The 26456-nt window shown below is 72.2% G+C and carries 23 protein-coding genes and 5 pseudogenes; 13 read left to right on the top strand and 15 right to left on the bottom strand.

Annotation, left to right across the window (positions count from 1 at the left end; genetic code table 11):
- Positions 1 to 112 precede the first annotated feature (112 nt).
- Positions 113 to 459 (top strand): annotated as a pseudogene (locus HHL19_RS37545) (transposase); the annotation flags it as partial.
- Positions 460 to 554: 95 nt separating this feature from the next.
- Here HHL19_RS37545 and HHL19_RS22305 read toward each other — a convergent pair.
- A pseudogene (locus HHL19_RS22305) lies at positions 555 to 1304 on the bottom strand (transposase); the annotation flags it as partial.
- Between the two features lie 83 nt (positions 1305 to 1387).
- Here HHL19_RS22305 and HHL19_RS22300 point away from each other — a divergent pair.
- The gene (locus tag HHL19_RS22300) at positions 1388 to 1942 is read left to right on the top strand and encodes a hypothetical protein (RefSeq protein WP_206325088.1); all 555 of its coding nucleotides are present in this window, start codon (positions 1388 to 1390) and stop codon (positions 1940 to 1942) included.
- A gap of 179 nt (positions 1943 to 2121) precedes the next feature.
- On the opposite strand, the gene HHL19_RS22295 is transcribed toward HHL19_RS22300, so the two are convergent.
- A complete protein-coding gene (locus HHL19_RS22295; RefSeq protein WP_169092088.1) occupies positions 2122 to 3024 on the bottom strand; it encodes a DUF2637 domain-containing protein in 903 nt (300 codons plus the stop codon).
- A 406-nt stretch (positions 3025 to 3430) separates the two neighbouring features.
- Here HHL19_RS22295 and HHL19_RS22290 point away from each other — a divergent pair, with 406 nt between their 5' ends.
- Positions 3431 to 3676 (top strand): hypothetical protein, encoded by a 246-nt coding sequence (locus tag HHL19_RS22290; RefSeq protein WP_169092087.1) that lies wholly within the window; start codon positions 3431 to 3433, stop codon positions 3674 to 3676.
- Positions 3673 to 4143 carry an SsgA family sporulation/cell division regulator gene (locus tag HHL19_RS22285; RefSeq protein ID WP_169092086.1) on the top strand — a complete coding sequence of 157 codons (471 nt, stop codon included), beginning with the start codon at positions 3673 to 3675 and terminating at the stop codon, positions 4141 to 4143. Before HHL19_RS22290 ends, HHL19_RS22285 begins: the two co-directional genes overlap by 4 nt.
- A 4-nt stretch (positions 4144 to 4147) precedes the next feature.
- On the opposite strand, the gene HHL19_RS22280 is transcribed toward HHL19_RS22285, so the two are convergent.
- The 3 genes from HHL19_RS22280 to HHL19_RS22270 form a co-directional block, all read right to left on the bottom strand.
- Positions 4148 to 4576 carry a DUF732 domain-containing protein gene (locus HHL19_RS22280; RefSeq protein WP_169092085.1) on the bottom strand — a complete coding sequence of 143 codons (429 nt, stop codon included), beginning with the start codon at positions 4574 to 4576 and terminating at the stop codon, positions 4148 to 4150.
- 194 nt (positions 4577 to 4770) lie between these two features.
- The gene (locus HHL19_RS22275) at positions 4771 to 5643 is read right to left on the bottom strand and encodes an RNA polymerase subunit sigma-70 (protein ID WP_169092084.1); all 873 of its coding nucleotides are present in this window, start codon (positions 5641 to 5643) and stop codon (positions 4771 to 4773) included.
- Positions 5644 to 6011: 368 nt separating this feature from the next.
- Entirely contained in the window at positions 6012 to 6617 is a 606-nt protein-coding gene (locus tag HHL19_RS22270) for a hypothetical protein (RefSeq protein WP_169092083.1), read from the bottom strand.
- A 54-nt stretch (positions 6618 to 6671) separates the two neighbouring features.
- Here HHL19_RS22270 and HHL19_RS22265 point away from each other — a divergent pair, with 54 nt between their 5' ends.
- Positions 6672 to 7175 (top strand): hypothetical protein, encoded by a 504-nt coding sequence (locus HHL19_RS22265; protein ID WP_169092082.1) that lies wholly within the window; start codon positions 6672 to 6674, stop codon positions 7173 to 7175.
- 18 nt (positions 7176 to 7193) lie between these two features.
- On the opposite strand, the gene HHL19_RS22260 is transcribed toward HHL19_RS22265, so the two are convergent.
- The 6 genes from HHL19_RS22260 to HHL19_RS22235 form a co-directional block, all read right to left on the bottom strand.
- On the bottom strand, positions 7194 to 7823 hold the full coding sequence (locus HHL19_RS22260; protein WP_169092081.1) for a DUF4291 domain-containing protein: 630 nt from the start codon (positions 7821 to 7823) through the stop codon (positions 7194 to 7196).
- A 221-nt stretch (positions 7824 to 8044) separates the two neighbouring features.
- Positions 8045 to 9385, bottom strand: a complete 1341-nt coding sequence (locus HHL19_RS22255) for a phospholipase D-like domain-containing protein (protein ID WP_169092080.1) — start codon at positions 9383 to 9385, stop codon at positions 8045 to 8047.
- A gap of 370 nt (positions 9386 to 9755) precedes the next feature.
- The gene (locus HHL19_RS22250) at positions 9756 to 9917 is read right to left on the bottom strand and encodes a helix-turn-helix domain-containing protein (protein WP_169092079.1); all 162 of its coding nucleotides are present in this window, start codon (positions 9915 to 9917) and stop codon (positions 9756 to 9758) included.
- Positions 9918 to 9980: 63 nt separating this feature from the next.
- On the bottom strand, positions 9981 to 10937 hold the full coding sequence (locus tag HHL19_RS22245; protein ID WP_346768370.1) for a sigma-70 family RNA polymerase sigma factor: 957 nt from the start codon (positions 10935 to 10937) through the stop codon (positions 9981 to 9983).
- Positions 10938 to 10978: 41 nt separating this feature from the next.
- The gene (locus HHL19_RS22240; protein WP_206325087.1) at positions 10979 to 11968 is read right to left on the bottom strand and encodes an ABC transporter permease; all 990 of its coding nucleotides are present in this window, start codon (positions 11966 to 11968) and stop codon (positions 10979 to 10981) included.
- A gap of 854 nt (positions 11969 to 12822) precedes the next feature.
- Complete coding sequence (locus tag HHL19_RS22235) at positions 12823 to 14019, bottom strand: FAD-dependent oxidoreductase (protein WP_169092077.1); 1197 nt, start codon at positions 14017 to 14019, stop codon at positions 12823 to 12825.
- A gap of 265 nt (positions 14020 to 14284) precedes the next feature.
- On the opposite strand from HHL19_RS22235, the pseudogene HHL19_RS22230 reads away from it, so the two are divergent.
- From HHL19_RS22230 to HHL19_RS22220, 3 genes and pseudogenes are all read left to right on the top strand, one after another.
- A pseudogene (locus HHL19_RS22230) lies at positions 14285 to 14992 on the top strand (dienelactone hydrolase family protein).
- Positions 14993 to 15051: 59 nt separating this feature from the next.
- Positions 15052 to 15987 (top strand): class I SAM-dependent methyltransferase, encoded by a 936-nt coding sequence (locus HHL19_RS22225; protein WP_169092076.1) that lies wholly within the window; start codon positions 15052 to 15054, stop codon positions 15985 to 15987.
- Positions 15984 to 16496, top strand: coding sequence for a hypothetical protein (locus HHL19_RS22220; RefSeq protein ID WP_169092075.1), 513 nt, complete (start codon positions 15984 to 15986; stop codon positions 16494 to 16496). The genes HHL19_RS22225 and HHL19_RS22220 overlap by 4 nt, the downstream gene beginning before the upstream one ends.
- A 15-nt stretch (positions 16497 to 16511) precedes the next feature.
- Here HHL19_RS22220 and HHL19_RS22215 read toward each other — a convergent pair whose 3' ends face one another.
- A complete protein-coding gene (locus HHL19_RS22215; RefSeq protein WP_169092074.1) occupies positions 16512 to 17702 on the bottom strand; it encodes a hypothetical protein in 1191 nt (396 codons plus the stop codon).
- Positions 17703 to 18591: 889 nt separating this feature from the next.
- Positions 18592 to 19284: a TetR/AcrR family transcriptional regulator gene (locus tag HHL19_RS22210; RefSeq protein WP_169092073.1), complete on the bottom strand. Its 693-nt coding sequence runs from the start codon at positions 19282 to 19284 to the stop codon at positions 18592 to 18594.
- A gap of 111 nt (positions 19285 to 19395) precedes the next feature.
- Between HHL19_RS22210 and HHL19_RS22205 the strand changes: the two genes are divergently transcribed.
- The gene (locus tag HHL19_RS22205; protein ID WP_169092072.1) at positions 19396 to 20526 is read left to right on the top strand and encodes a serine hydrolase domain-containing protein; all 1131 of its coding nucleotides are present in this window, start codon (positions 19396 to 19398) and stop codon (positions 20524 to 20526) included.
- Positions 20527 to 20592: 66 nt separating this feature from the next.
- On the top strand, positions 20593 to 21045 hold the full coding sequence (locus HHL19_RS22200; protein ID WP_169092071.1) for a cupin: 453 nt from the start codon (positions 20593 to 20595) through the stop codon (positions 21043 to 21045).
- Positions 21046 to 21094: 49 nt separating this feature from the next.
- Here HHL19_RS22200 and HHL19_RS22195 read toward each other — a convergent pair whose 3' ends face one another.
- Positions 21095 to 21733, bottom strand: a complete 639-nt coding sequence (locus HHL19_RS22195) for an endonuclease (protein WP_169092070.1) — start codon at positions 21731 to 21733, stop codon at positions 21095 to 21097.
- A 155-nt stretch (positions 21734 to 21888) separates the two neighbouring features.
- Between HHL19_RS22195 and HHL19_RS22190 the strand changes: the two genes are divergently transcribed.
- From HHL19_RS22190 to ligD, 3 genes and pseudogenes are all read left to right on the top strand, one after another.
- A complete protein-coding gene (locus HHL19_RS22190; protein ID WP_169092069.1) occupies positions 21889 to 22566 on the top strand; it encodes a DNA polymerase ligase N-terminal domain-containing protein in 678 nt (225 codons plus the stop codon).
- A pseudogene (locus HHL19_RS22185) lies at positions 22563 to 23387 on the top strand (ATP-dependent DNA ligase); the annotation flags it as partial. The gene HHL19_RS22190 and the pseudogene HHL19_RS22185, both read left to right, overlap by 4 nt.
- Before the next feature lie 111 nt (positions 23388 to 23498).
- Positions 23499 to 24416 carry a non-homologous end-joining DNA ligase gene (gene ligD, locus HHL19_RS22180; RefSeq protein WP_169092068.1) on the top strand — a complete coding sequence of 306 codons (918 nt, stop codon included), beginning with the start codon at positions 23499 to 23501 and terminating at the stop codon, positions 24414 to 24416.
- A 1571-nt stretch (positions 24417 to 25987) separates the two neighbouring features.
- On the opposite strand, the pseudogene HHL19_RS37535 reads toward ligD, so the two are convergent.
- Positions 25988 to 26380, bottom strand: a pseudogene (locus tag HHL19_RS37535) (Rrf2 family transcriptional regulator); the annotation flags it as partial.
- Between the last annotated feature and the right edge of the window lie 76 nt (positions 26381 to 26456).

The raw sequence follows: 26456 nt of genomic DNA, 5'->3' as shown, positions 1-26456 counted from the left end.
CGCGGAAAGCTCCGCCGCCCGCCGCGTCAAAAGGGGCGGCCGCGATGGCACACCAGAGCGGAAGCCTGTGGGCGAGACTGTGCGCCCGCCTGGCGGAGGTGGTGCAGGAGGTGAGGCGCTCGGTCGTTCCCGAGGAGGCTTCATCATCAAGATCCACCTGAGTGCCGACGGGCGTTGCCACGTGCTCTCACTGTTACTGACGGCAGACTGACGGCAGGCCAACGGGCGGACTGCACACAGTTCGGGCCAGTCATGGAACGCATCCGGGTGCCTCGACTCGGGCCAGGCCACCCGCTAACCACACCAGACAGCGTGAGCGCCGACAAGGCGTACAGCAATCGCCGGACCCGACGCTACTTGCGTCGGCGCGGCATCCCCGTGTCCACGAGGTACGACAAGCGCGCATACGTCTACCTGGGCACCATCACCGTCGCAACCATCATCTGGCTCCGGACATGATCGGCGGGACCGAACCTAAGGGCTGTCCCGCAAATGATCTCCGGGTCGCCTCGGGCATGGCCGGCCGTCGTGCGCCGCTCGCCTATCCGGCGAGTGTTGTGCATCCGTGCGATGCCGAGCATGGCGTGGTGAACGCCGTCACCTTTGAGGCGGCAGTCGCGGAGGATCTTCCACGTCTTCATCCTGGCGAAGACGTGCTCAACGCGGGCACGGACCTGCTTGTGGGACTTGTTGTGCGCCTCCTTCCACTTGGGTAGCTCTTCGCCCTTTCGCCGACGGTGAGGCATGACAAGTCCGGTGCCCGGGTAGCCGCCGTCGGCGATCGTCGTGGTGCTGCCGACGGAGGCCTTGGCGCCAGATTCCTCCCACGCCTTGCAGTCGTTGCGGTTCCCGGCGAGCGGCTGGCCGACCACGACGACCAGGCGGGTATCGGCATCGATCACGACCTGGTGATTCGTCGAGTACCGATAGTTCTTGGACTGCTCCGCCACCGTGTGGTCCCGGGTGGGCACCAGGGTGCCGTCCACGACGAGCACAGTGTCCCTGCGGAACCGCTTGCGCGGCCGGAGCGCGAGCAGGGGGCCGATGTGTTTAATGACGCGGTCGGCCGCGGACTTCGACACCCCGAAGAGCGGGGCAAGCTGGCGCAGCGTCAAGTTGGTGCGCCAGTACGCCGTGACCAGCAGCACCCGGTCCTCCAGCGGCAGCCCCCACGGCCGGCCCCGCCGCACCTCGTCGGCTCCCTCTCGGCGCAGCGCAGTCACCAGCTTGCCGAAGCAACGCGGGCTCAGCCCGGTGAACGGGGCTATCCAGGACGAGGCCGACGCCGTGATCACTCCAGTCACAGCAAGATCATGGCGCCAGCCGGTGGCCTGTTACACCACCCGGTCAAAGGTCGTCTGGCCAGGGCCTCACCCATAGCTGCACCATGTTCAAGGCACCGCCGGGGCCGGCACGAGGATCTGATGAGGAGCAGGGTGTGGGAAGTCTGTTGAGGAGCCTTTCCGCGGTCCGCTGGGGAGAACTGCGCGACGCGACGGGCGCCGCAGCCGGCGGTATCCCCCCTCTGCTGTCCCGGATCGCATACGGGGACGAGGACACGGCCCGCATCGCCATCGATGACCTGGGCGATGCCATCTGCGCGCTGGGGTTCGTTGTCGGCGAGGCGACAGCTCCCACCGTCCCGTTCCTTCTCGAACTGGCCGGGTCCCCGCACGTGGCCTGCAAGGCCGAGTTGCTAGACCTGCTGGGAAGCATCTACCAGACCGACCAGTGGCACTCCGCCGCTTCGGCGACCCAGGACCGCAAACACGATGCGAGCTACCGGCAGCAAACCGGCTGGGAGACGGCCTCAAGGGCAGCCGTGTACGTAGGCCGGTCAGTCATCGAGAGCGTCGTCTCCTCCGTACGGCCAGAGGAAGCGACACCTGCTCGGAAGTTGTTGCAGATGATGGACGACACCCTGCCGTTCCCTGAGCTATGAGGGGCCTTTACGGGACAGCCCTTAGTCGCGTACGGACGGATTGGAACGGAACGGAACTGGCTGGAACGGAATGGAACGGTTCGCCGGGGGAGTCGGCGAACCGTTTCTGCTGAGGAGCTTCTCGGCGGTCCCTCAGTGGAGGTCGGGTGGTTCCTTCCGGGGATTCTTCCGGGGGTTCGTCATGCCTTGGAGGGCTGCGGGACGCGAGACCTCCGCCGGGTCCGGCGCTCGCAGGAGAACTGGCCGACGAGCTCCCAGAAGCACACCAGGGACGTGATCGGCGGAATCCCGAGTGTCACGTACGCCAGCACCGAGCGGGACGAGTGGCTCACGCACAGGGCCACCGCCATGGCCGAGGTCACGAGGAGCACTCCCCAGGAGCGCTTCGCGGGCTGTCGCTGTACGGCCGCCCGTAGAACCGAGAGGGCCGCGACGGACCAGGGGCCGTACAGCGTGAGCGGCCACCAGAGAGCGAGGTCCATCGGGAGTACGGACGCCGCGGTCTCCGACAGTTGCCCGTACGTATAGGCGATGGACCACACGAGGAGACATGCCGCGCACAGCGCGATGGCGGCGAAGAGCGCCGTCACCTGGGTGATGCGCCGGTAGAGGCCGAGGAACTGCGGTCTGGGCCGGGTGCGCCGCCGGTCGATCCTGGGCGCCTGGCGGTCCATCGGGTCGGCGTCCTGCGGCGGCGGCGCCGGCTCCGCGGCCAGCAGGTGGGCCAGCTCCTCCTCCAGATTCCTGTGACTCATCGTGGTGTCGAGCCCGTTGTCGTCCCAGGGCTGCCGGGTGGGAACGGGGCCACTGTCGTACGGGACGCGCTCGTCGTGCCCGGAGCGCGGGGGATAGAGCGGAACGTCACGCCCCGCCCCGGGGTGCTGCGGCATCTCCCGCACCGGACCCGCGGCGTACGCAGGGACGTCGTCCCCCATGCCCGGGTACTCCCGCACGTTCCAGCCCGAGCCCGTGGGATACGGCGAGGTGTCGCGCCCCACGCCGGGGTACTGCGGCGTCTCCCGCACCGGCTCCATGGGGTGCTGCGGGATGTAGAAGTTCGGCTTTTCTCTGTACCAGTCCATCTGACTTTCTTCGTGCCCTTGTTTCAGATCGGTCCGTCGAGAGCACGGAGTGCGGAGGCGCGCACGTGATCTTCTCCGGTTAACTCGTGTGTGTGACCGCGTTCCATAGAAGAACCCTTTCTGCAAACACCCCTTCCGACGTCATGCCCACCTAACGACCGAGGTCGGGGGAAGGTCGCACCACCAATGGGTGATCACTTCGCCTGATAGGGGGATGCGGATTCCGTCTCTCAAACGTCTGAGCGGAATGCGTGACGTGGTGGAGGGGTGAGCGAGGGGCGGGTGAGGGGCAGGCGAGGGGTGGTCGAGGGGGCGAGTGGGTGAATTGCTCGGAGGGTCCGTCTCGGATGTCAAGGAGGGTTGACTCAGGGAGTTACCGAGATCTTGCAGCATCGTTTCCTCGGGCATGACTTCCTACCCTCGCGTCACCGTCCTAGCCCTGGACGAAACGGTTCTGCGCGAGTCTCCGATCTTTGCCGCGCTCGCCTGTCAGTGGCTCGAGAGCGGGCGGTTCGTCCCGGGGGCGGCGGCCCAGGACCGCCCGCTGGCGCTCGTCTCCGTCACCCCGACTCGGATCGTCCCGGTCCTGCCGGAACTCGTCCCCGTCTCCCGCGGCGCGCGGGGCGTGGTGTCGGGGGTGGAGCGCCGGTGACCGGCCGGAAGCCGAAGAAGGGGCCCTGCGGCGCAGCGCAGGCCCCCGACTGCGTCGTCCCCCTGACCCTGGCGGCGTACACCGCCCCGGACCGGACGGCGCCCGTACCCGCCCGGCTGCGCTATCACCGCAGGGATCCGTACGCGGTGCACCTGGACTGCCAGGTCGACCTCCCCACGCCGGTCACGTGGGTCTTCGCCCGCGACCTCCTCGCCCAGGGGCTCCACGGTTGGGCGGGTCCGGGCGACGTCTCCGTCCATCCGTCGTTCGACCCCGCCCATGACGTCGTCTACTTCTGGCTGCACCCACCGGGCTGCCCGGTGACGTTCCACGCGCCGAAGCCCGTCATCGAGCAGTTCCTCGCGGCCTCGTACGCGATCGTCCCGGCGGGCGGCGAGACCGAGTACGTCGACCTGGACGAGCTGCTCAGCCAGGTCAGGAGCCGCGACGCCCCACCCGCGGGCTGATGCCTCAGGACTCGGGGCAGAGCGTCCTGCGCAGCCCGATGTTGAGGTGGCTCCCGTCGTCACGGGTCAGCGTGACACCGTCGTAGGAGAACCGTCGCACGGCGCTGCGGTCAGGCTCCGCCGCGCCGCCGTCGAGGGCCGCGCACTGGCTGCGGGCCGCGTCGATGGCCTTCTCCTCGTCATGGGCGAGGCCGGCGTTGACGTCGCGGATGGCCGCGAGGACGGCGTCCCGCCGGGCGCCGGTGGGCTCCGGCGGAATGCCGGCGTTCCCGGCGCCGGTACCCGTGTGCGCGGTGCCCGTCGCAGGAGGCGTACGCGCGTGCGTGGGCGAGGGGATTTCGACGGTGGTGGGCCTGTGTCTGTCGGAGTCGGTGCCGCAGCCGACGAGGGCGACGGCGAGTACGGCGACGGCGGCTGCGGTGCGGATGCGCATGGTTCCCCTGGGTGTGCGGTGGTGGGTTGGGAACATGGTGCGTCGGCTGAGGCGGGGGCGCGGCTGTGATGACAGCGTTGTGACGTTTCGGGGACGGACCTGAAGCGGTCAGGGCCCGGAGACCCGTCACCGTGCCCCGGCCGTCACTGTGTCCCCGCCGTCACTGTGTCCCGGCCGTCACCGCGTCCCGGCCGTCACCGTGTCCCGTGCGCTGGGTCGCCGGGCTGGGAACGGGCGTGTGGCGAGCGGCCGTTGTCGTCGTCGGGCCTGTCGGTCGGCGGGGCGAGGGCGAAGGCGCCGGCGAGGGCGGCCAGGGCCGCGGTCGCCGCGAACACGACGAGGGTGAGAGCGCGTGCCCGACGCTCGCTCGCGGCGCGGACGCACCAGGGCTGGGCGAGGGTGGCGGCCGACGCGTCCTTGACGCGCCGTCGGAGCGGGTGGTCCGGGGCGCCGGCGGCGCCGTCGGGCAGCCGCCCGCTGATGACGGCGCGGGCATGGCGCAGCCTGCCGGCGGTGGCGGCGGTGGTCGCGTGCGTCTCGGCGGCGGCTTCCGAGACGCTCAGGTCGAGGCCGTCGCACAGCAGCGCCGCTCGGCGCTGCCACGGCGGGAGTTCCAGGAGCACGCGCACGACGGGGTCGGCGGCCGACGGATCGGGCCGGGGCCTGCCGGGGCGCAGGCGGTGCCAGGGCGCGAGAGCGTACTCGTGGGCCCGCGCCCTGACCCATGCCTCGGGGTCGGGATCGTGCGCGACCTCGGGCCACTGTTCCCAAGCGCGGTGGAACGCCTGCTCGGCCGACTCGAAGGCGAGGCGGCGGCAGCCGGTCAGCACGTACGCCTGCTGCGTGAGGCCGGGCGCCGTGGACAGGTAGAGCGCGTCGAAGGCCGCCTCGGCGGAATCGGCCGCCCTGCCCGGCGCGCGGTCCGATCCGGCGCCCCCGGCCGCGAGGCGCGCGCCCGGCGGCTGTGGGGGTGGGGCCAGGGCGTCGACGCCGCGATGGCCCGGCGCCGCTCCCGGACTCGTCCTCACCGGAATGTCGCCCGGGCTGTCGATCGGATCGCGATGCATGGGTGTCCTTGGGGGAGGGCGGGCGGGCGCGCGTGGTCCTACCGGGTGCGGTCCGGTTCCCGCGTTGCAGAATGGTTTCGTCTGAAAGTGGTCGGTTCGGGTGTTCGGAACGACAGGGCCGGCCGACAGGTCGACGACGCAGTCGCGCCGACCTATCGAAGAATCCTTTCTCCGTCGATCGTTTATCCCTCTCACGCCCACATAACGACATGATCGCGGCAGGAGATGTCCGTCGATCCGGTGACGGGTTCACACGAAGGAGTGATGAGACCCCGACGCGCGCCCCGGAGGCCGGGGCGCGCGGTTCATTCGCACATCACCTCCGGGTCGTCCGAGAAGCCGAACTCCCGGTCGGGTGGCCGGGAGAGTCAACGGTCGGCGCGTCGCCGGCCGGAGCCCCCGCAGTACGAGCAGTCCATGCCGAGACCGCACTCCGGGCACTGCCGCCCGTCCAGGAAACCCAGCCCCTCGCAGCCGAAGCAGGAGCCCCAGCCGTCGCACCCGGGGCACAGCTCGTATCCGGGCGCCAGGGTCTCGGGCGTGGCCGCGCGCGGTGGACGCGCCCAACGGGTACGGAACCAGACGGTGGGCGCCTTCCCCCACGCGCTCAGCCCGCCGTTCCGCACGCCGAAGAGGCCGACTTCGAAACCGGCCTGCTGCGCGAGGAGTCGAGGCCCCCGGGCGTCCTCCCTGATCTCGGTGCGCCAGCCGGCCGCGGTCATCGCGTCGGCGGCGGAGGCCAATGCGTCGGCGACGCCGTCCGCGTGGTGAGGACCGGGCGGAGCGATGCGGGATATACGTATCCCGAACTGACGCCCCTGCGCCCCGCGTGTGGTCCGCCGCTCCTGGACCCACTCCTCGACCTCCGGTTCCGCGGCGCGGTCGACCGCCGCCACCAGACCCCGCAAGGCGTCCCGCAACCAGTCCGCCGAGCGCTCGAACTCCTCGGCCGCACCCTCGATTTCCCCGCTCATGCCGCCTCCGGCCCTGCTCCGATCGCCACACGCCTCACTGGATACGATGCCCGCATGGCCCACGCTATGTGCGGACTCGTCGTGGCCGGGCGGGTCGATACCCCACGAGCCGAATCCGTGGGGCTGCGTGCCGTGCTCGCACACGCGGACATCACCGTGTTCCCGATCGACCACTACTTCTCCGCCTACTGGGCCGCGGTGCGGGGCAACCGCGCCCAGCTCGATCTGCCGCCCGGGATCCTCGCGGAGAGCATGACGTTCCCGGGAGAGGCGGTCCTGCACGACCTCGTGCGCGAGGTGACCCGCGGGCGCACACCGCGCTTCGCCGTCGTCCAGACCGAGTACTTCGCCGGCACCGGCGACCAGTGGGCGGCCGCGTTCGACGGGGAGGTGCGCCTGACGCCCGACGGAGCGACGATCAATCAGGCTCTCGCGGCGCTCGGGGTGAAGGCGGCGGCCACGGCGGACGAGTTCGACGTGATCGGCCTGGGCGCCGTCCGCGGCAACCCCGACCACCTCCAGGCCTACGCCGCCCTCTGCGCCGAACTCGGAGTGTAGCCCTGCCCCTTGGACCGGCTATCGGCGTAGATGAGTCAGAGCCTCATCGCTCACGGGGTAGGGGCGTTCATGCGGCAGGAGCTGCCGGGCCGCGTCCAGCTCTCCGTCTTGTACGTGGGTGTGGATCGTGCGGGCCAGCGCCGTGACATCGGTGATGGAGACGATCCACTCGTCGGCGTAGAGGTGGGCGGCTTCACGAGCGAGGCCGAGCTGGAGTGATCGGTGGGGGAGCGGCTGAAGACGCAGGTCGCGTTCAGGGTCCCATTGCACACGGGCAGGAGCTCGCTTCAGCCGACGCCTCCACTCGTCGCGGTCGGTGTGGAGTCCCCGCTCATAGTGCGACAGACAGGCGTGCCGCAGTGCCCACTCGAAGCCTTCCCGGGTGATCTCGACGGCGAGGACGTGCTCCTGGCCTTCCTTGGTGCCCCATCCGCAGCGGTACATCATCCACAGGAATGACGGCTTGATCCACGTCATCCGATCCCGCTGCCACATTGCCGGGAAACGACCGTCCCGGGCCGCGGCCAGGCCGATCGCCGACGAATATGCCTGGTAGACGGTGACCGTCGCGTCCGTGTGAAGGGCTCGGATCTGATGCTTGGGTTCTGTCACTCGATCAGGGTGATCACACCGCTTCACGTGCGCCATCGAATTACCGGGGCGCGTGGCCGCCGAGTCGGCGGTAGCGGACGAGAGTGCAGGCGATGCGGTGGGCGGTACCCGCGCTTGCGCCGGTGGGCCGTCGCTCACGACGGCCCGAACGAGGCAGACGGCAACTGAAACAGCTCCCACAACCCGTCCGGCGCCAGCGGCTCGACCACCCCCACCACGGCCCGCGACCTACCGCCCCGGCCACAGGGGATGACCTCTCAGAACACGCCGCCGTACTGGGACTCCGCGAGGGCGGCGGCGCGCTGGTCGCGGAAGTTCGTCACGTACGCGTCGTGCATCTCCGGGGCCACGTACTTCAGGAGCGTCTCGTCGTTGGCGGTGAGTGCCAGGCCTGTGTACGGGTGGCTGCCCGTGAAGACCAGCTTCTGATCCTTCACGCCCTTGTACGAGCCCTCGATCAGCAGGTACTTGGTGTGGGTGGTCGTGCCGGAGACCTCCGGCGCGGCGGGGTTGGTGGCCTTGTCGTTCGCCAGGCGGTGGAGGGAGATCTTCCCCTTCTCGGTCGACCGCGTCAGCCAGTACGCGGTCTCCCGGTGCGTGCCGGCGGCCGAGTAGTCGGAGAGCTTGCCGTACACGACGTCGACGTAGCAGCCCGCGTCGGCGAGCCTCCACAGCTTCTCCGCCACGGCCGGCCGCGAGATGTGCCCGTTGGCGACGCGGATCACGGTGCGGCCGTCCGCCGTGCCGTGGCCCGGGGTGTTCCCGTGGCAGACCGGGGCGAGGGTCCCGTCGGCGTTCGGCACACGGGTCTCGACCATGCTCAGGATGTTCTCGACGACGTCCGTCGAAGAGCGCGGGAAGAAGTAGCCCTTGGCCTGCCCGGCCTCCACGTCGATGGCCAGGTTGCTCACCGTCTTCGACCCGTCCGGCTGCGCCTGCGAGGCGGCCATGAGGTCGAAGTAGCGGACGTAGCCGGCATGCAGGGCGGCGTTGCCGGTGACGGTCATCGCGTCGTTCCAGGCGGACTCGCGGTCCCAGGTGGTGAGGTTCCCGGAGGACTGCACCACGATGTCCTCGACCACCGCGCCCGTGGTCGGCGAGCCGCTTCCCGTGGAGCGGGAGAACAGGAAGAACTTGTTGTGGTTCACACCGCTCGTCCCCGCGGCCAGGCACGGCCGGCCCGCCGCGCACACCCGGAACCACGACTCCTGACCGGGCGCGGACTGCGTCGCGAAGGCCGCCTGGAGCTTGTCCCGAACGGTCTGCCCCGACGTGCCCATCCACGCCGCGGCGACGCTGGTGTCGTCGACGAGGACCTGCACGTTCACATTGCGCCGGTGCGCCTGCACGAGCTGGTCGGCGAGCCAGGACGACCCGAACGCGTACAGGGATATGCGGATGGTCGACCCGCCGGGGGCGCCGTTGACGAGGCGCCCGAGGTGGCTGAGGATCGCGCCCTGCTCGGCGGTCGTGCCGCGCGGCTTGTTGAAGACGACGCCGGTCTTCACGTACGTCTCGTCCTGCGCGGTGGCGGCCGGCGCGCCCGCCACGAGGAGTCCCACGATGAGGAGGCCGGTGAGGAATCTGTTCTTGATCACGGCCGTCACCCTAGTGCGGGGTGAGCGGGGGCGGGCGGCTGGACCGGTCCGCGCTCCCTGCCGCCGCCAGGCGCGCTGTTTTCGTCGAGCTGGTGATCATGGCGGCGGAGCCGTGGAGTCGGCTTCAGTCGTTCCGTGGGCGCGAAGGAAGTCGTCCACCGCGGCGTCCGCGACGGGGGTCGAGGGCAGGGGCGCAGGCGGCCGGCGAACGCTGTCCGTGAGATCGGGGCATGGTGCCGCGGCCTGGGCCGACGCCAACTGCCGTACCTCTCAGACGTCTTCGTCGGTGACCTCCTGAAGCAGACTGCGGGCCGCGACGGTGAGCGCGGCGCGTGTCGAACCGTTCGGCGGCGGTCTGGACGGCCTCGCGCTACAAGGTCTCCTGGTCGTCGAGGTGGCTGTAGACCGTGGGTTTGGCCACGCCCGCCTCCTGCGTGATCTCCTTCACGCACGCCTGGGCGTAGCCGCGCCGCACGAACACGGTGAAGGCGCCGTCCAGGAGCGCTATCGGCGCGGACCTGTCCGACGACATGACGCCCACACCGGCCCAGGACGTCCTCGCCCTGTAGGAGGAGAAGGTCCCCCCCCGAGTGGGTCACCACTCGGCGATGAGCGGAGTGTCCGTTCCGGGCCGTCGTCGCCAGGCTTCGGTGAGGCGGGTGAGGCGGGCGGGGGCGGCGATGCCGCGTACGGTGGCGATCTTGCCGTCCACGAGGTCGAAGGACACGGAGCCGACGACCTGGTCGCCGACCACGCTGAGGATGGCGGGGGTGCCGTTGACGAGCGCGTAGTGGATGGCGGGGGTACCGCCGGCCAGGCGCCGCTTCGCGGGGGTGGGTTTGAAGCCGGCCCGTGCGACGGCGGCGACGCGCTGCGGGGTGTCGAACCGCAGCAGCTTCGCGGCCAGGCCGGCACCGTCGGAGATCGCGGTCGCGTCGTCGGTGAGTAGGGCCACCAGCCGTTCGGTGCGGCCCGAGGTGGCGGCGGCGAGGAACTCCTCGACGATCCGGCGGGCCGCCGCCCGATCGACCTCGGCGCCGCGGCGGCGGGCGGCCGTGACGCGCTGCCGGGCCCGGTGGAGGTGCTGCTGGCTCGCGGACTCGGAGATGTCGAGGATCTGGGCGACCTCGGCATGGCCGTAGGAGAAGGCTTCCCGCAGGACGTAGACGGCCCGTTCGATCGGCGACAGGCGCTCCAGGAGTGTGAGTACGGCCAGGGAGACCGATTCGCGCTGCTCGAAGGTGTCGGCGGGGCCGAGCATCGGGTCGCCGTCGAGGAGCGGTTCGGGCAGCCAGGCGCCTGCGGTGCGTTCGCGGCGAGCCTGGGCCGAACGGAGCCGGTCGAGGCACAGGTTGGTGACGACCTTGGTCAGCCACGCCTCCGGCACCTCGATCCGCTGCCGGTCGGCGGCCTGCCAGCGCAGGAACGCGTCCTGTACGACGTCCTCGGCGTCGACGGCGGAGCCGAGGAGCCGGTACGCCAGTGAGGCCAGCCGGCTCCGGCCGGCCTCGAACCGGGCGGTGTCGAAGGGATCGGTGACGGTGCTGTCCACGGGGACCACCCTAGAAGATCGCGCGGAAAGTGATCAAGGAATCAGGTCGTCGCCGGTGCCGCCGGTGCTGCCGGTGCCGCCGGGCCGTGCGTGGCGGCCGCGGTGCGGGCACGCAGGGCGCCGACCAGGCACAGTACGGCTCCGAGCGTGAGCCAGGCCGCCAGGACGGCGACAGGGCGAGCGGCGCCGTGACCGTCGAAGAAGGCGGTGGAGCGCAGCAGTTGGCCACCGGCCCCGGGCGGCAGCAGCTGCCCGAGGGTACCGGACCGGCCGGGCAGCATCTCGGGTGCGGTCGCGGCTCCTGACAAGGGGTTCCCGACGAGCATCATGGCGGCGGCGCCGAGGCCGAAGCCGACGGAGCCGAGCAGTGACGCGAGACCGAGGATGCTCAGGGAGGTGGCGGCGAGGGCCAGGGCGATGGCGCCGCTGTTGGCCCAGGCGGAGCCGTCGAGCGAGCCGAGCCAGAACTGCAGGATTGCCGTCATCGCGAGGCCGCCGGTGACGGCGAAGGCGAGTGCTCCGGCGACGCGGCGGGCGCTGCCGCGGACGAGCCTGGTCAGGAGCAGGGCGGCGAGGAGGCCGCCCATGACGAGCGGCAGCGCTCCGGCGGCCAGTCCCGCGCCGCGCGGGTCGTCGGCCGGCAGCGGGACGAGGTCCCGGGCGGCGGCCGCCGTGCCGGAGTCTGGTGTCTGGCCGAGGGCGGCCGCGATGCCGTTCAACGTCTGGGCGACGGCGATGCTCGCGCCGGACGCGGTGATCACCTGGGGCGACGTGCCGGAGCCGAGGTCGATCGCCCCGTACACCTCGCGGTCGCGGATCAGCCGTTCGGCGGCGGCGGTGTCGGCGACCTCGGTGACCTCGAAGCCGCCGGGGAGCCGTCGGTCGAGTACGGCGGTGAACTGTCTGACGGCCGGGGCGGGCCCCGCGACGGCGATCGGCACATCGTGCACCGACGACCGTACGGACGGCCAGGCGAATGCGGCGAGCAGCAGGCTGACGATCGCCGTGAGCAGGGCGACCGCCCCGGCCACGACGGGCCAGGGCGAGACGCCGACTGCGGGGCCGGCCTGGGCGGGAATGGATGCCGCCTCGGCCGGGTCGGCGGTGGCACCGGCTTGAGCGGAAACGGACGCTGCCTCAGCTGTATCGGCTGTGGACCCGGCCTGAGCGGGAACGGATGCTGCCTCAGCCGGATCGGCTGTGGCCCCGGCCTGAGCGGGGTTGGCTGCCCCCTCGGCCGTATCTACAGCGGGGCCGACCTGAGTGGAAGCGGACGCTGCTTCAGCGGTATCGGCTGCGGGCCCGGCCTGGGCGGAAGCGGATGCTGCCTCAGCCGGATCGTCTGTGGGCCTGGCCTGGGCGGAAGCGGATGCCGCCTCGGTCGTATCTCCTACGGGGCCAGCCTGAGTGGAAGCGGACGCCGCTTCAGCGGTATCGGCCGAGGGCCCGGCCTGGGCGGGAACGGATGCTGACTCAGCCGGATCGGCCGTGGCCCCGGCCTGAGCGGGGTTGGCTGCCCCCTCGGCCGTATCTACAGCGGGGCCGGCCTGAGCGGAAACGGACGCTGCTTCAGCGGTATTGGCTGCGGGCCTGGCCTGAGGGGAATCGGGTGCCGCTTCAGCGGTATCGGCCGCAGGCCCGGCCTGAGCGGAAACGGACGCTGCTTCAGCGGTATTGGCTGCGGGCCTGGCCTGAGGGGAATCGGGTGCCGCTTCAGCGGTATCGGCCGCAGGCCCGGCCTGAGCGGAAACGGACGCTGCTCCGGCGGTATCGGCCGCAGGCCCGGCCTGAGGGGAATCGGGTGTCGCCTCAGTCGGTTCGGCTGCGGGCCTGGCCTGAGGGGGGAGGGCTGCGGGTGCGCCCTGAGTGGGGACGTCTCGCATGGCTATGCCACCGTCGCCTCGGTGGACGACGCGACCGGCGTGACGGTCACGCGGTGCTTGCGCCTCGGCAGGGCGAAGGTGGGGTGCGAGGTGGCCCACAGCGACATCCAGACGATGCCCGCCTTGATCCGGGCGGCCTTCCCGCCGCCCGTGTACTTCGGCTTCGCCTGCCCCTCGCCGTCGACCATCTGCAGGATCGCGTCCCGCCGGCCGAGGCTGAGGTGGTTGGCGATGTACTCCAGCTTGGTGTTCACGATCGAGCAGCCGGTCAGACGGGCCACGATCGCGTTGACGGCCTGCCGGCCGGTGTAGCCGGCCGAGGCGCAGGACATCGGCAGCGGCCGGCCGTTGTCGCCGATGGCGAGAGCGCTGTCGCCGACGGCGTAGACGTTCGGGTGCGAGACCGACCGCATGGTGCGGTCGACGACGATCCGGCCGTCGCCGGTGACGTCGAGGCCGCTCGCGGCGGCCAGCGGGCCGACCGCGAACCCGGCCGTCCAGATGGTCGCGTCCGATGCCAGAACGGTGCCGTCGGCGCACACCACGCGCCCTGCCTCGACGGACTCGACCTCGGTGTGCTCCCACACGGTGATGCCCAGCCGCTCACATGCCCGGCGCAGATGGCCGCGGGCCCCGGTCGAGAGCCGGGCGCCCAGCTCCCCGCGGGCGACCAGCGCCACCGACAGGCCGGGCCGCGACTCGGCGACCTCGGTGGCGGTCTCGATCCCGGTCAGCCCGTCACCGACCACCACCACCCGCCCGCCCGCGTCCAGGTCGGCCAGGCGCTCGCGCAGGCGCTGCGCCGAGGGCCGGGCGGAGACGTCGAAGGCGTGCTCGGCGGCGCCGGGGACGCCGTGGGTGTCTCCATGGCTGCCGAGCGCGTAGACGAGCGTGTCGTACCCGAACTCGTCGCCACCGTCGGCGTCGGCCACGGCGACGACCTGCCGCTCGGGGTCGACCGCGGTGACACGGGCCAGGCGCAGCCCGATTCCCGTACCGGCGAAGACCTCCGACAGCCGCGGAGCCTCGATCTCCTGGCCGGCCGCGTACTGGTGCAGCCGCAACCGCTGCACGAACTCCGGCTCGGCGTTGACCACCGTGATCTCGACGTCCTTCGGTGACAGCCGGCGGGCCAGGGTCCCGGCGACGAAGGCCCCGGCGTACCCGGCACCGAGAACGACGATGCGGTGCTGCTTCATGTTCGACTCCTGTCGTTGTGCCTGCTCTCGGTGGCTTGAGCGGGGCAGCCCTCCGATTCCTGACAGAAGTGTGATGTGATGTGGGTCACATCACGGGTTCCCCCTTCTCCGCGCCGCCACGGTGCCGCCGCACGGCCTTGACCGTGGGCTGAGTTGCGGGGATGACTACCGGGACGGCATCGCGCCACACACGGATCGGTGACCCGGTGCTCTCCTGAGCGCCGTACGGGCTTGGGCGGGCGGGCCCGCTGTCCGGTCGAGGAGCCTGCGCGGCCGCGGCCCCGGCGGGCGGTACCCGGGAGTGCTGAGGTACGCGGACGGCTTCGGCATCCGGCCCGTGCTGCGGGGCATGGCCCGCGAACTGCCGGAGCGCGGGTACGACGTACTCGTCCCCCACCTCTTCTACGGGCACGGCCCGGCGCCCGTGGTCGGGCTGCACGAGCACATCGGGCGCCGGGCCGTGCCGGTAGAAGAGGCCCGATCCGCCGTCTTCGCCCAAGTGATGCCCTTGATCGAGGCGCACACCGCGGAACGTGTCCTGAGCGACACGGACGCCTACCTCAGGTTCCTCACCGCCCAGCCCGAGGTGGGCGCCGGGCCGGTCGCGGTGACCGGCTAATGCAGGCGGCGGCCTCTACGCGATGCGCACCGCCGCGGCCCACGCCGACCGGGTGGCCGCCGTCGCCGCGTTCCACGGCCCCGTGGGCGTCGACGGCCCGGACCTCTTCTCCCGGCTCACCGCTCAGGTCCACCTCGGTCACGCCGAAGGCGACATGACACCCGAGGCGCTCAAGGAGCTCGATCAGGCTCTGGACGCCGCGGGTGTCGCCTACGCACCTCCGAGATCTACCCCGGCACCACCCACGGCTTCACCATGTCCGACACGGACGCCTTCAGCGCCTCCGGCCTGAAGCGCCACTGGGACCGCCTGCTCCCGCTCCTGGACCGCACGCTGACCACCAAGAAGGAGTGATCGTCCGCCCTGGCGATCGAAGGCAGGCAGGGTCCGGGGAAGCCGTAGGGTTCTGCCTCGTGCACCAGTTTGAGATATCCGACCTGATCACGGCGGTGGAGCCGGAGAGCGGACGCCGGCTCCCGGTCCGCCGCGCCGCGGTGATCCGGCTGCTCCGTGAGAGCGGGGACGAGCGCGGGGCCCGGATCGTCGCCGAGCTGCCCACGGACCGGGACGGCGTACTCGACCCGCACGCCGTGGACCGTCTGCTCGTCAGCGTGCACACGGAGCTCCAGCGCTTGAGCGAGGAGCTGCGGATCGGCGAACGCCTGGTCCACGTGCTCGGCCCGCTCCTCACCGCGATCCGGTCGACGGGCGCGCGGTCCGGCCCGTACCGCCTGGTCGACGTCGGCTGCGGCCTCGGCTACCTGGTGCGCTGGCTGGCGGCGACCAACGCCCTCGGCGCGGACGTCGAGCTGGTCGGGGTCGACCTCGACGCCGCGCTGATCGGCGAAGCGGACCGGCTGGCCCGCGCGGAGGGGCTCGACTGCCGCTTCGTCCACGGAAACGCCTTCGACCTGCCGGAGGCGGCGACCGTCTACGTCTCCACCGGCGTGCTGCACCACTTCCGTGGACCGGACCTGGCCGACTTCTTCCGGGCCCAGGCCGCCACACCGGCGCAGGCCTTCTGCCACTTCGACATCGCCGCGACCCGCGTGGCCCCGATCGGCGCGTGGGTCTTCCACCGCGCCCGCATGCGCCACCCCCTCGGCCGCCACGACGGCGTCGTCTCCGCGCGGCGCGCACACAGCGACGAGACACTGCTCCGGGCCGCCTCCGCACCCGGTATCCGGCCGCTGCTGTACGAGCCGCGCGGCTCGGCGAACCCGTTCTGCACCACCTTGCGGCCGGTCATCGGAGTACGCCCCCACCTGGAGGCGCCGCTCCGCCTGGCGCTGGGACGGGCCGCGCGCCGCCTGCTCGGCCCGGAGCACCTGGCCGAGGCCGCCCGATGACGACCGCCGTACTGTTGGCGCTGCTCGGTCTGATCGACGCGTCGTTCAGCGGATTCCGCGCCTACGCCGGGCGCGACGCGCGGATCCGCAAGCGCCGGGCCGCGGCGCGGGCGGCCCTGCGCGGGCTGGCCGTCGGAGCCGTTCTGCTGCTCGCCCCCACGCTGACCGCCGTCCTCGTCCTGCTGACCGCGTCCGACCGGGCCGAGACCTTCGACACCCTGGCCGCCGGAGGCCTCGGGTACCTGCTTCCGCTCGCCCTCTACACCGCCGTCGTGACGGTCTCGCTCGCGGCGTACCTCGCTCTGCCGTTCCGGGCCAGCACTCTCGCGGTGGTCATCGGCCTCGGCCCGCTGACCCTGCTGCGTCCGCTCGCCGTCGCCGCCGCCTGCCTCGGCGCGGTCCTCAACGGGGGCGGAGCCCCGGCCCTCCTCGTCGGTACGATCGCGGGCGCGGCCGTCCTGTGCGTGGAACCCGTGGTGCACCGACGCTGGTACCGCCACGTGCAGTAGCGGGGACCGGGTGGATCAGGGCAGGGCGAGCTCGGTGAGGGCCTGCACCCAGAGCCTCGGCAGATCGGCGGCCGACGCGAGCGACCGGTCGTGAACGACCGTGACGCGGGCGGTCTCCGTCGTGCGGAGGAGGGAGAAGTAGCCGAGCATGCCGGGACTGTTCAGGGCGAAGACGCCGCCGCCGAGCAGGGGCGCGTCGAGGACGCGGTAGGTGTCGTTGAGGTTGATGTGGCTGGTGGCCAGCCGGAAGCCGGCACGTTCCGTCGTGCGGCAGAGCAGGCGGGGCGGAACGCGCAGAAGGGTCCTCCAGCCGCTCTCCCGCAGACCGGACTCCTTGTGCGCGAGGGTCTGTCCTGCCAGGTCCTCCAGGCGCCGCCCCGGATCCGCCACCGTGCACGGCAGCCGTACGATCGCCGGCAGCGCCGCGTTCCCCGGCGCGAGCGCGGCGCCCCGCGGGCGGACCGACATCGGCATCACCACCGTCAGGTCCCCGGCCCGGCCCGTCAGCCTCCGCTGGAGGGCCGCGAGTGCGCCGGCGACCGCCGCGAGGTACACGTCGTTGACGGCCACCCCCCACCGCGACGCCACCGCCCGCAGTTCCGCCTCCGGCACATCCGCGTACGCCAGGGCCACCCGCCCGCTCCGCGTGGCGTCGGACCCGGCGGGAACCGTCTCCTGGACGGGGAGCTTCCCCAGCGGCCACTTGGTCGACCACGCGAGGGAGGAGCCGCGCCGTCGCCGGACGGGCGGGCGGTAGGGGTACGGCCCCACGCACGGCTCGTCGGCCAGTAGCGCGGCCAGCAGATGGGCGGCGCCGACGCCGTCCGTGACCGCGTGTTCGATACGGAAGCACACCCGCTGGACCTGCTCGGTACGGGACGTCAGCAGCCGCAGGTCCCAGCGGGGCGCCGGAGGGGAGGGCAGCGGCCGGAGCAGAGCCGCGTCGGTCGCCTCGGCGAGCCGGCCGTCCACCCGCTCCGCGCCGACATGCAGCCCGGCCCGGGGCGGCGCGGTCCGCGTCCACGACCGTGCCCCCGGCACCGCAGCGACATTCAGGGTCTCCAGGGCAGGCACCCGCTCGGCCACGCGGGCGCGCAGGGCGTCGAGCGTGAACGATTCGGCAGGAAAGTCCAGGACATGGCCCACCATGAACGGCGCGGCACTGCGGTCGGACAGGAACGCGAACGCCCGGTCCAGCGCGTTCATCCTCCCCGGCCGCGCCCGCCCGGCACTGGACTCGCCCAAGCTCTCCGACACCATCCGGACCTGCACCAACCCACCTCGCATCCGGCCGACGTGCAACCCGCTGTGCGAACGAACCACCCTGGAGAAGGGACACGGCACCCGGACCCGAGGCTGACGCGGAGGCCGGATGCCGGATGCCGAATGCCGAATGCCGGTGCCGGTGCCGGTGCCGGTGGTGGTGCCGGCCACCTGGACTCACGGGGCGATGAGCACCTTGCCCCGGGTCCGGTCGATTTCCCCGGTCCGGTGGACATCGGCGAGGTCCGCCAGTCGTCGCGGTCAGCTGATGTCGAGGTGATGTCGAGCTGATGTCCACCCTGACCGTGCCCGCGTCGACGAGATCCACCAGTGCCCTCAGGTCCGCCACAACGCCGCGGGCGACCATGCGCGCCGCGCTCGCCCCGGCGTCGAGAGGCGGCTCGATCGGGGTCGCTCTGGACACGATCCGCCCACCCTCCCCGCACCGCCACCGTCGAGCCGCCCGCACGCAGAAGCCTGCTCGCCGCCGCACTGGACGACCCGGCGGTCACCGCCGCCCGCCGCGGAGGTCCGGCTCTCCAGGGCGCCCTTCGCCCAGCGCTCAGCCCAGCCCTTCGCCCAGCGCTTCGCGTGGCTGGGGGAGCCAGCCACTCTGGCGTACGTGACCTGGTGGCGGGGGACGACCACGGCGGCGCGGCCGCTACGGACATCGGACGCGTCCTGAGATGGGTCGCCGCCCCAGTGGGCTACGCGTTCGAGTCCGCCTTCGCCCACACGTTCAGACGCGCGCAGGGCACCCCGCCCGGGACCTGCCGACGCGAAGGGCCGACCCGGACGGACCACGCCTGAGCGCGTCCGGTCGCGCGCGGGCTCACGCGTCGGTCGGACGACTCGCGTCGGTCGGCCGACTCGCGTCGATCGCGGCCTCGATGTGGGCGAGTTGGGCGGCGAGGATCTCCTCGAACGCGGCGCGGCGATCCTCCCCGAGGGGGCGGACGTCACGCGCGAAGTGCGCCAGGGCGGGGAAGCGTTCGGGGTCGGCGCCGAGCACCGCGACGCGGAACAGCTCCATGCCCTGTTCGTACTCCTCCGAGGTGATGCTGCCGACTCCGGCCTCGGAGGCGATCAGCGCGGCGATGAGGACCGCGAGGCGGTGGTAGCGCGCCGGGATCTCCTCGTCGGGCAGCCCGGCCGCGCGCAGGGCCTGCAGCACCTCTTCCATGACCAGCCGGGACCCGGCGCCGCCCGACGCGTACCGTCCCCACACCGCGGCGAGTTGGGGCTGTTGGCCGAACGCCTCTCGCACGCGCAGGGCCAGGGCCGTGATGCGCTGCTTCCAGTCGCCCTCGGCGCGGTAGCCGTCCATGGACGCCAGGAGGATCCGGTCGGCGACCGCACGCAGCAGTTCGGTCTTGCTGCGGAAGTGCCGGTACAGGCTGGAGGAATCGGTCCCCAGGGCCGCGGCGAGCTTGCGCACGCTGAACGACTCCGCGTCGCTCGTGCGCAGCAACTCCGCTGCCGCATCCAGGATTTCCTCGGTCGTCCAGCGCCTTCGAGCTGCCATTTCGCCCCTCTCGTCGGACGAAGTCTAACTTATGCACTTGGTGTTGCACGCACCGCGTGCATAATGAGGACGTGGGCGTGACGCCCCGAGCGATCCGAAAGGACACATGTCGTGAGGAACTCACTGGACTTAGCGGCGCTGGACGCCGCCATCGAGAACGTCCACCGCGCCGGGATACCGGGCCTCTTCGCCGAGGTACGGGCCGGTGACCGGGTCTGGCGCGGCGCCGCCGGAGTCGCGGACGTCGCCACCGGCCGCCCCGTCACCGCCGGCATGCGGCACCGCGTCGGCAGCATCACCAAGACCTTCGTCGCCGCCGCGGTGCTGCAGCTGGCGGAAGCGGGTCGGATCGGGCTCGACACACCGATCGGCCGGTACCTTCCGGAGCTGGTCCCCGGAGAACGCGGCGACGCGATCACGGTCCGGATGCTGATCAACCACACCAGCGGCCTCGCCGAGTACCTGCCCTACGCCTACCCCTCCCTCAAGGCGCTCCCCGTCGTCGCCGACACCAGCCCCCAGAGCCTGGACGACCTCCGCTTCACGCGCTTCGACCCCGTCGACCTGATCGAGAGGGGAGTCGCCGCACCCGCCGTCGGAGGCCCCGGCGCGCCCGACGGAACTCCGGGGGCGTACTCCAACACCAACTACCTGCTCCTCGGCCGGCTCCTGGAGCGGGTGACCGGCACGACGGCCGAGCAGTACATCACCCGGAACGTCATCGAGCGCGCCGGACTCCGCGACACCGAACTCCCCACCGGACCGTACGTCGGCGGGCCGCACTCGCGGCTCTACGAGGCGTGGTTCGGCATGATCGACCCGCCGCGCGACTACAGCGTCTACGACATGTCGTGGACGGGGCTGGCAGGTTCGCTGATCTCGACCGTCGCGGACGTCAACCGCTTCTACCGCCTGCTGCTGGCCGGCGAGATCGTCAGCCCGTCGTCGCTGGCGCAGATGCAGCGCACCGGCCCGGTCGTCTCCCACGCGGGAACGACGATCGACTACGGCCTCGGCCTGTACCCGATGGAGGAGCCCGGTCAGGACACCTTCTGGGGCAACGGCGGCACGGTCTGGGGCGGCGGGGCACTGGCCATGATCCGGGCCGACGGCGAGCGGCAGCTGGCGGTCGCGGTGAACACGCAGCGCTGGAACAGGCTCGACTCCTCCGGCAGCCCGCAGCCCCACCCCATCGACGACGCGCTCGCGGCTCTGTACCGCGTGGCGATGTACGGCGGCTGACGCGGTCGGGCCCGTCTCCACGCGCCGCAACCCACCCGACGAACTCCGAAGAATGGATGTCCTGACATGACCGCTGCACCGATCGATCTCTTCTCCTCGTTCATTCACCTGGACCGGAGTGGCCAGGTGAGCGCCGGGCAACCCGTGTTCGACTCCGAGCGGGACGGCTGGCAGGTGATGACCTTCCACGTGGAGACGGACGCCGACGTCCACGGCGACCACTGGGAGATCCACACCGAGGCGGACGAACTCGTGTCCTGCCTCACGGGCGGAATCCGTCTCCACTTCCGTCCGGAGCAGCCGGGGGAGCAGACCGAGGGGGAGGCAGAGGGCGAGGCAGGGGGCCGGACAGAGGAGCAGGTAGAGGAGCAGGTAGAGGAGGAGATCAAGCTGGCGGCCGGAACGGCCGTCATCGTCCCGCGTGGGCGATGGCACCGCATCACACTGGACGGCCCCAGCGACATCATGTCCGTCACCCTGCCGCGCGGCAGCCGCCTCAAGAAGCGCACGGAGGTCTGAGGAGGCCTGGCCCCCGCCGCGTAGGGAGCCGGCGCCAGGACTCCGCGCGTCACGCGGCTCGCAGCTCCCGCGCCGCGTCCTTCGAGAGGCCGACTCGGACGAGCGCGGCGGCGAGCCGCGCGTGGTCCTCCGGAGGCACGCGGCGCCCGAGCCCGCGAGGTGTGTGCGGGAGGCCGAGGTCCCGCGCCACCTCGCACGCCCGGTCGTCGAAGTACGGACGCAGCCACGGCCAGACCGCCTGCGCCTCCCGGCAGAAGATGTCGGCGCCGACCGGGCCGATCCGCGGCACCTCCTGGAGCAGCTCACGGAGCGCGTCCGCGTCGCCGTCGGCCTCGTCCCGCAGACGGCGGAGGTCGCCGCGCCACCGTTCGAGCACCAGCCGCGCCCCGTCGCCGAGGGCCGTCGCGGTGCTCTCGTCGTACCGCACGTAGTGGGCCCGGCCGAGGGCGTCCACCCGGTCCTGCCAGCGGGAGCGGGCCATCGCCCGCGGCGTCCGGAACCCGGCCCGGGAGAGCTCCCTCGCGGCCGCGACCGCCGTGTCGGCGCTGATCCGGATCGAGCAGAGCACCGTCAGGACCAGGAGCCGGTACAGCGGGGAAGGCTTGTCGCGCAGCGTGATGCCCGCCTGCTGTGCGTAGGTCCGGCCGTATGCGGACAACAGCCTGGAGGTCATCGTGTCGGCGGTCATCGCCCGCGCACCTCGCCTTCGTCTGCCTTCTCCGCTCCCTCTCCGCTCCTTTTCCGCCCCCTCTTCGGGCGGCTGCCCCGCATCCGGGGCGTCACACCGGGGTGTCGTCACCGGCTCCGCGGGTAGTCGCGGGGGCTGGAGAGGAGGAACGCGCGATGGCCGGACCGGAGGAGACGCTGACGGAGTACCGGCGGAAGCGGGACTTCCGCAAGACCCGCGAGCCCGAGGGGAAGGGCGACGGCGGGGACGGGCACGAGCCCGCGTTCGTCGTCCAGATCCACGACGCCACCACGATGCACTTCGACTTCCGCCTGGAGGTGGACGGGGTGCTCAAGTCCTGGTCGGTGCCCAAGGGCCCTTCGGGCGATCCGCAGGACAAGCGCCTGGCGATGCCGACCGAGGACCACCCCCTGGAGTACCGCGACTTCGAGGGGACGATCGCCCCGGGCGAGTACGGCGCCGGCACGGTGATCATCTGGGACGAGGGCCGGTACGAGAACCGCAGCACCGACAGGCGCGGCCACGAGATCCCCTTCGACGAGGCGCTCGACGCCGGCCACGCCTCCTTCCGGCTCGCGGGCCGCAAGTTGCACGGCGACTGGGCGCTCACCCGGTTCCGGAAGGGGACGGACGGGGAGCGGGAGGCGTGGCTGCTGGTCCGACACGGCCACACCGCACGCGGCGGCACCCCCGACCCCCGGCGGGCGCGCTCGGCGCGCAGCGGACGGACGCTCAAGCGGGTCGCCGAGGACGAAGAGGAAGACGCGCACGAAGAGGAAGACGCGCATGAGGAGCGAGAAACACGCCAGGAGCGAGGGGCGGAGACCGTATGAGCCTGCTGGACCGGCTGTCCGGGGCCGACAGCGAACGCCTGCGCGTCGCGGAGACCGACGCCCGTGAGCGGCGGCCGGTGCTCGCCGTGCTCAGCGACCGCCGGACCTTCGACGACGAGATGCTGTTCGAACGCGAGCTGGACGGCGTACGTGTCCTCGCGACCCGCCGTGACGGCGCACCGCCACGGCTGCTCTCCCGCACCGGGAGGGACCTGGACCGCACCTGTCCGGAAGTCGTCGACGTCCTCGCCGCGCAGGACCGCCCGGACTTCCGCCTGGACGGTGAGATCACCGCCGTCGAGGGCGGCCGCGGCGACTTCGCCCTGCTCCAGCAGCGCATGCGGCTCACGCGGCCGGAGGACGTCCGGGCCAGCCGCGTCTCCGTCCGCTCCTACCTCTTCGGCCTGCTCCGGCTGGACGGCCGGAGCATCACCGCCCTGCCGGTACGCGCCCGCAAGTCCCTGCTCCGCGACGCGTTCGCCTTCCGTCCTCCGCTGCGCTTCACGCCCCACCGCGTCGGCCACGACGCCCGGGACCTGCCGGCCGACGCCTGCGGACGCGGCTGGGAGGGCCTCGTCGCCAAGCGGCCGACGGCCCCTACGTGCACCTACCTGCACCGGCGCTTCACCGACCGGCTCAAGCTCAAGTGCGCCGCCGGCCAGGGCGAACAGCTCCGGTGCGCGGGCAAGGTCGGCACCGGCTACGACACGGCCGCTCTGCGCGGGCTGCGCGGACGCCTGGACCGGCTGGAGCGGGACCGCTCGCCGCTCGCCGACGACGTCCGGGAGCGAGCCGTGCACTGGGTCGGTCCCGAACTCGTCGTCCAGAGCGACTTCACCGAGTGGACCGGCGCCGGCCGGCTCCGCCCCCCCGCTACAAGGGCCTGCGCGACGACAAGCGGCCACCGACGTCATCCGCGAACGAGGCACGCCATGACCACGACGACCAGCACCGACATCCGCGTGAGCGGCCGGACCGTCGAGATCAAACGGGCGGGGAAGGAGCTCTTCCCCGACGACGGCATCACCAAGGCGGACCTCGCCGACCACTACCGCCGGGTCGGCCCGCGGATCCTGCCGCACCTGCGCCGACGCCCGTTGATGCTGGAGCGCTACCCCGACGGCATCGGCGACGGCCGCATCATGCAGAAGGACACCCCCGACTACTTCCCGGACTGGATCCACCGCGCGGAGCTGCCGAAGGAGGGCGGCACCGTCACGTACCCGGTCTGCGACGACCTGGCCTCCCTCCTCTACCTCGTCGACCAGGCGTGCATCACCCCCCACCGCTGGCTGTCCAAGGCCGACCGGCCCGACCACCCCGACCGTCTGGTCTTCGATCTCGACCCTCCCGGCGAGGACTTCGAACCCGTCAGGCGGACCGCCGCCCGACTCCACGAGCTGCTCGACGAACTCGACCTGCCGGCGGCCCTGATGACCACCGGCTCGCGCGGACTGCACGTCGTGGTGCCCCTCGACCGCCGCACCGCCTTCGACGAGGTACGGGCCTTCGCCGGCGACGTGGCCGAACTGCTCGCCGCCCGGCACCCGGAGGACCTCACCACCGCGGCACGCAAACAGGCCCGCAAGGGACGGCTCTACCTCGACATCCAGCGCAACGGCTACGGCCAGACCTCCGTCACCCCCTACGCCGTCCGCGCCCGCCCCGGCGCCCCGGTCGCCACCCCGCTGAGCTGGACCGAACTCGACGCCCCCGACCTCACGGCGAGGTGCTGGACCCTCGCCACCCTCGACGAACGCCTGGAGGAAGACGACCCCTGGAAACGAGAGCTGCCCCGCGGCCGCTCCCTGAAAGCGGCCCGCGGACGCCTGGAGCGGCTCCCTTCATGAGCAGGTGTGACCATGGACGATGAAGCACGGACCGGCTCCCCGACCGGTCCGCCCCCGCCGCCGGAACCCGGCGATCCGACAGGCCCCGCCGACCCGCTGGATCCGTCGGACCCGCACCCCGCGCCCCCGACGAACCCCAAGCCCTTCCCGCCCGGCCCGCCGACACCGCGCCCTGCCCCGGGACCGGGAGGACCGGGCCCGGGAGGGCCGGGACCGTCACCGCCACCGGACCCGGTCCGGTCGCCCGCCCGTCCGGCCACCGGTCACCGCCGTCTGCGAGCATCGCGACGTGACCCGGCCCGCTTCTCCGCCGTCCGACGCGCCGCGCCCGCCCGCGCACGTCACTCTCCAGGCGGTCCCGACCGCAGGTTCGCCGTAGAAGAGCCCGCGCCACCTGCCCTGTTGAACGTGTGGCCGGACGACGTCACCGACGCCGGTGGCGTGATCCTGGACGCCGGATCGCGGGAGACCGGGCCGGTTCCGCGCGGCCGGCGGCGAGTACCGCCCGGACGATCGCGCCTGGCACCTGTCGGCCGCCGGGCGGAGACCTGGGACCCGACGCGCACGCCGCCGCCACGCTCCTGCGCCGCGCCATGCTGGAACTCCGCTCGGTGTGTTACCCCGAGCGCGCGGATCGCGTCCCCGTGCTCGGACTGCGCCGGGCGTTCTCGGGGGTGGATGAAGTGACCCTCGCTGCCGGGAGGCGGCCTGCCGCGACGTGATCCGAGGGTGGGCCGTCCGGGGCGGCCCGCAGCTCGCTCGCGGGTTCGCCCGCGTCCTCGGCGCGGAGGCAGGCCGCACGGACCTTATCGAGGCGCCGCGGACCGCCGTCCAGGAGGACGGAGGACGCAACGCAGTCCTCCCCGGCGGACGGCTCACCCGCGCGCGGTAGGCCTTCGCACGGTCGGCTGTTTCGAGGGCGCGGTGCGCTTGCTCCTCGTGAGCTGACCTCCGGGAGCGCCGGGCGTACTCGCCGCAGCGAGGACCGGTCGGTGGGTATCAGCCGCAGTCGCTGCGGCACCCTGGCCCAACGGTCCGAGAGGGGCGGCAGCACCTCCTCGCGACACCGTTCCGCACGCTCCAGCCGCGTCAGGTGCCGGTCGTTCGCCGTCGGCGGCGAAGTGGGCGAACCAGACGAACACCTTCTCGTTCAGTCGTACCGGCAGCGCGGGGAAGAACTCGACGAAAGCTTCGTCGAACGGGCCGTGCCCGTACCAGATCGTGGCGAGGACGAGCGACCGTGGCGGGGCCGTCGGCTCGCCGGGGGCGGGCCGGGTCCGGGCCGGCAGGGGGAACCCGCTGCCCGCCGACGCGGGCCGGAGCAGCAGCACGTCATCGGAGTCGGCCATCGTCGCGTTCGTTTTGTCGCGGTGCGCGGCCCAGACCGGCCCGCCGTAGAAGCTCTCCAGCGCCTCGGTGCGGCGAGCCATGTCCTCGAAGCCGCGGAGCCAGACGAACCGGTCGGGGTCGTCCAGGTCACGGAACTGGCCCAGGACGGTCGCCTCCACCGCCTCCACCGCCTCCTCGGACTCGACGAACTCCCGGACGGACAGCTCGATCAGCTCCGCGGACTCGCGCAGGACGTCGGCGATCGTCGTGCCCGCCAACTCCTCCCGCAGGGCGGCCTCGACCCGTCCGTAGACCCCGCCCAGGGCGGGCCGGATGCCCCGGCCGACCGGACACTTCAGGTGCGGCTCGGTGCGGTGCAGGCCGAACGGCGGCTGCGCGTCGACGGCGTCGTACACGTCCAGCAACGTGATCCGCTCAGGGGCGCGGGCCCGGCTCCAGCCCGCGCCGGCGCCGGAGCCCGCGCCGGCGCCGTGGCGGATCCGCACCAGCCCGGCGCGCCGCAGCTCGCCGAGGCTGCGCCGGATGATCACCGGGTGGGTGCTGACGCTCGCCGCGACCCGCTCCGACGTGAGCACCTCCCGGCCGCGGCGCCGAGACAGCGCTGGCCTGGCCAACGCGCCCCGATCGTCGGGAGGTTGGCGCGCTGCGGTACGTTCTGGAATTCTGTTCTAGCTCAAGATCCCGGATGAC

The sequence above is a fragment of the Streptomyces sp. R302 genome, assembly GCF_012927245.1.
In the GTDB taxonomy this organism is placed as follows: domain Bacteria; phylum Actinomycetota; class Actinomycetes; order Streptomycetales; family Streptomycetaceae; genus Streptomyces.
This window is presented reverse-complemented; position numbering and strand designations above follow the sequence as displayed.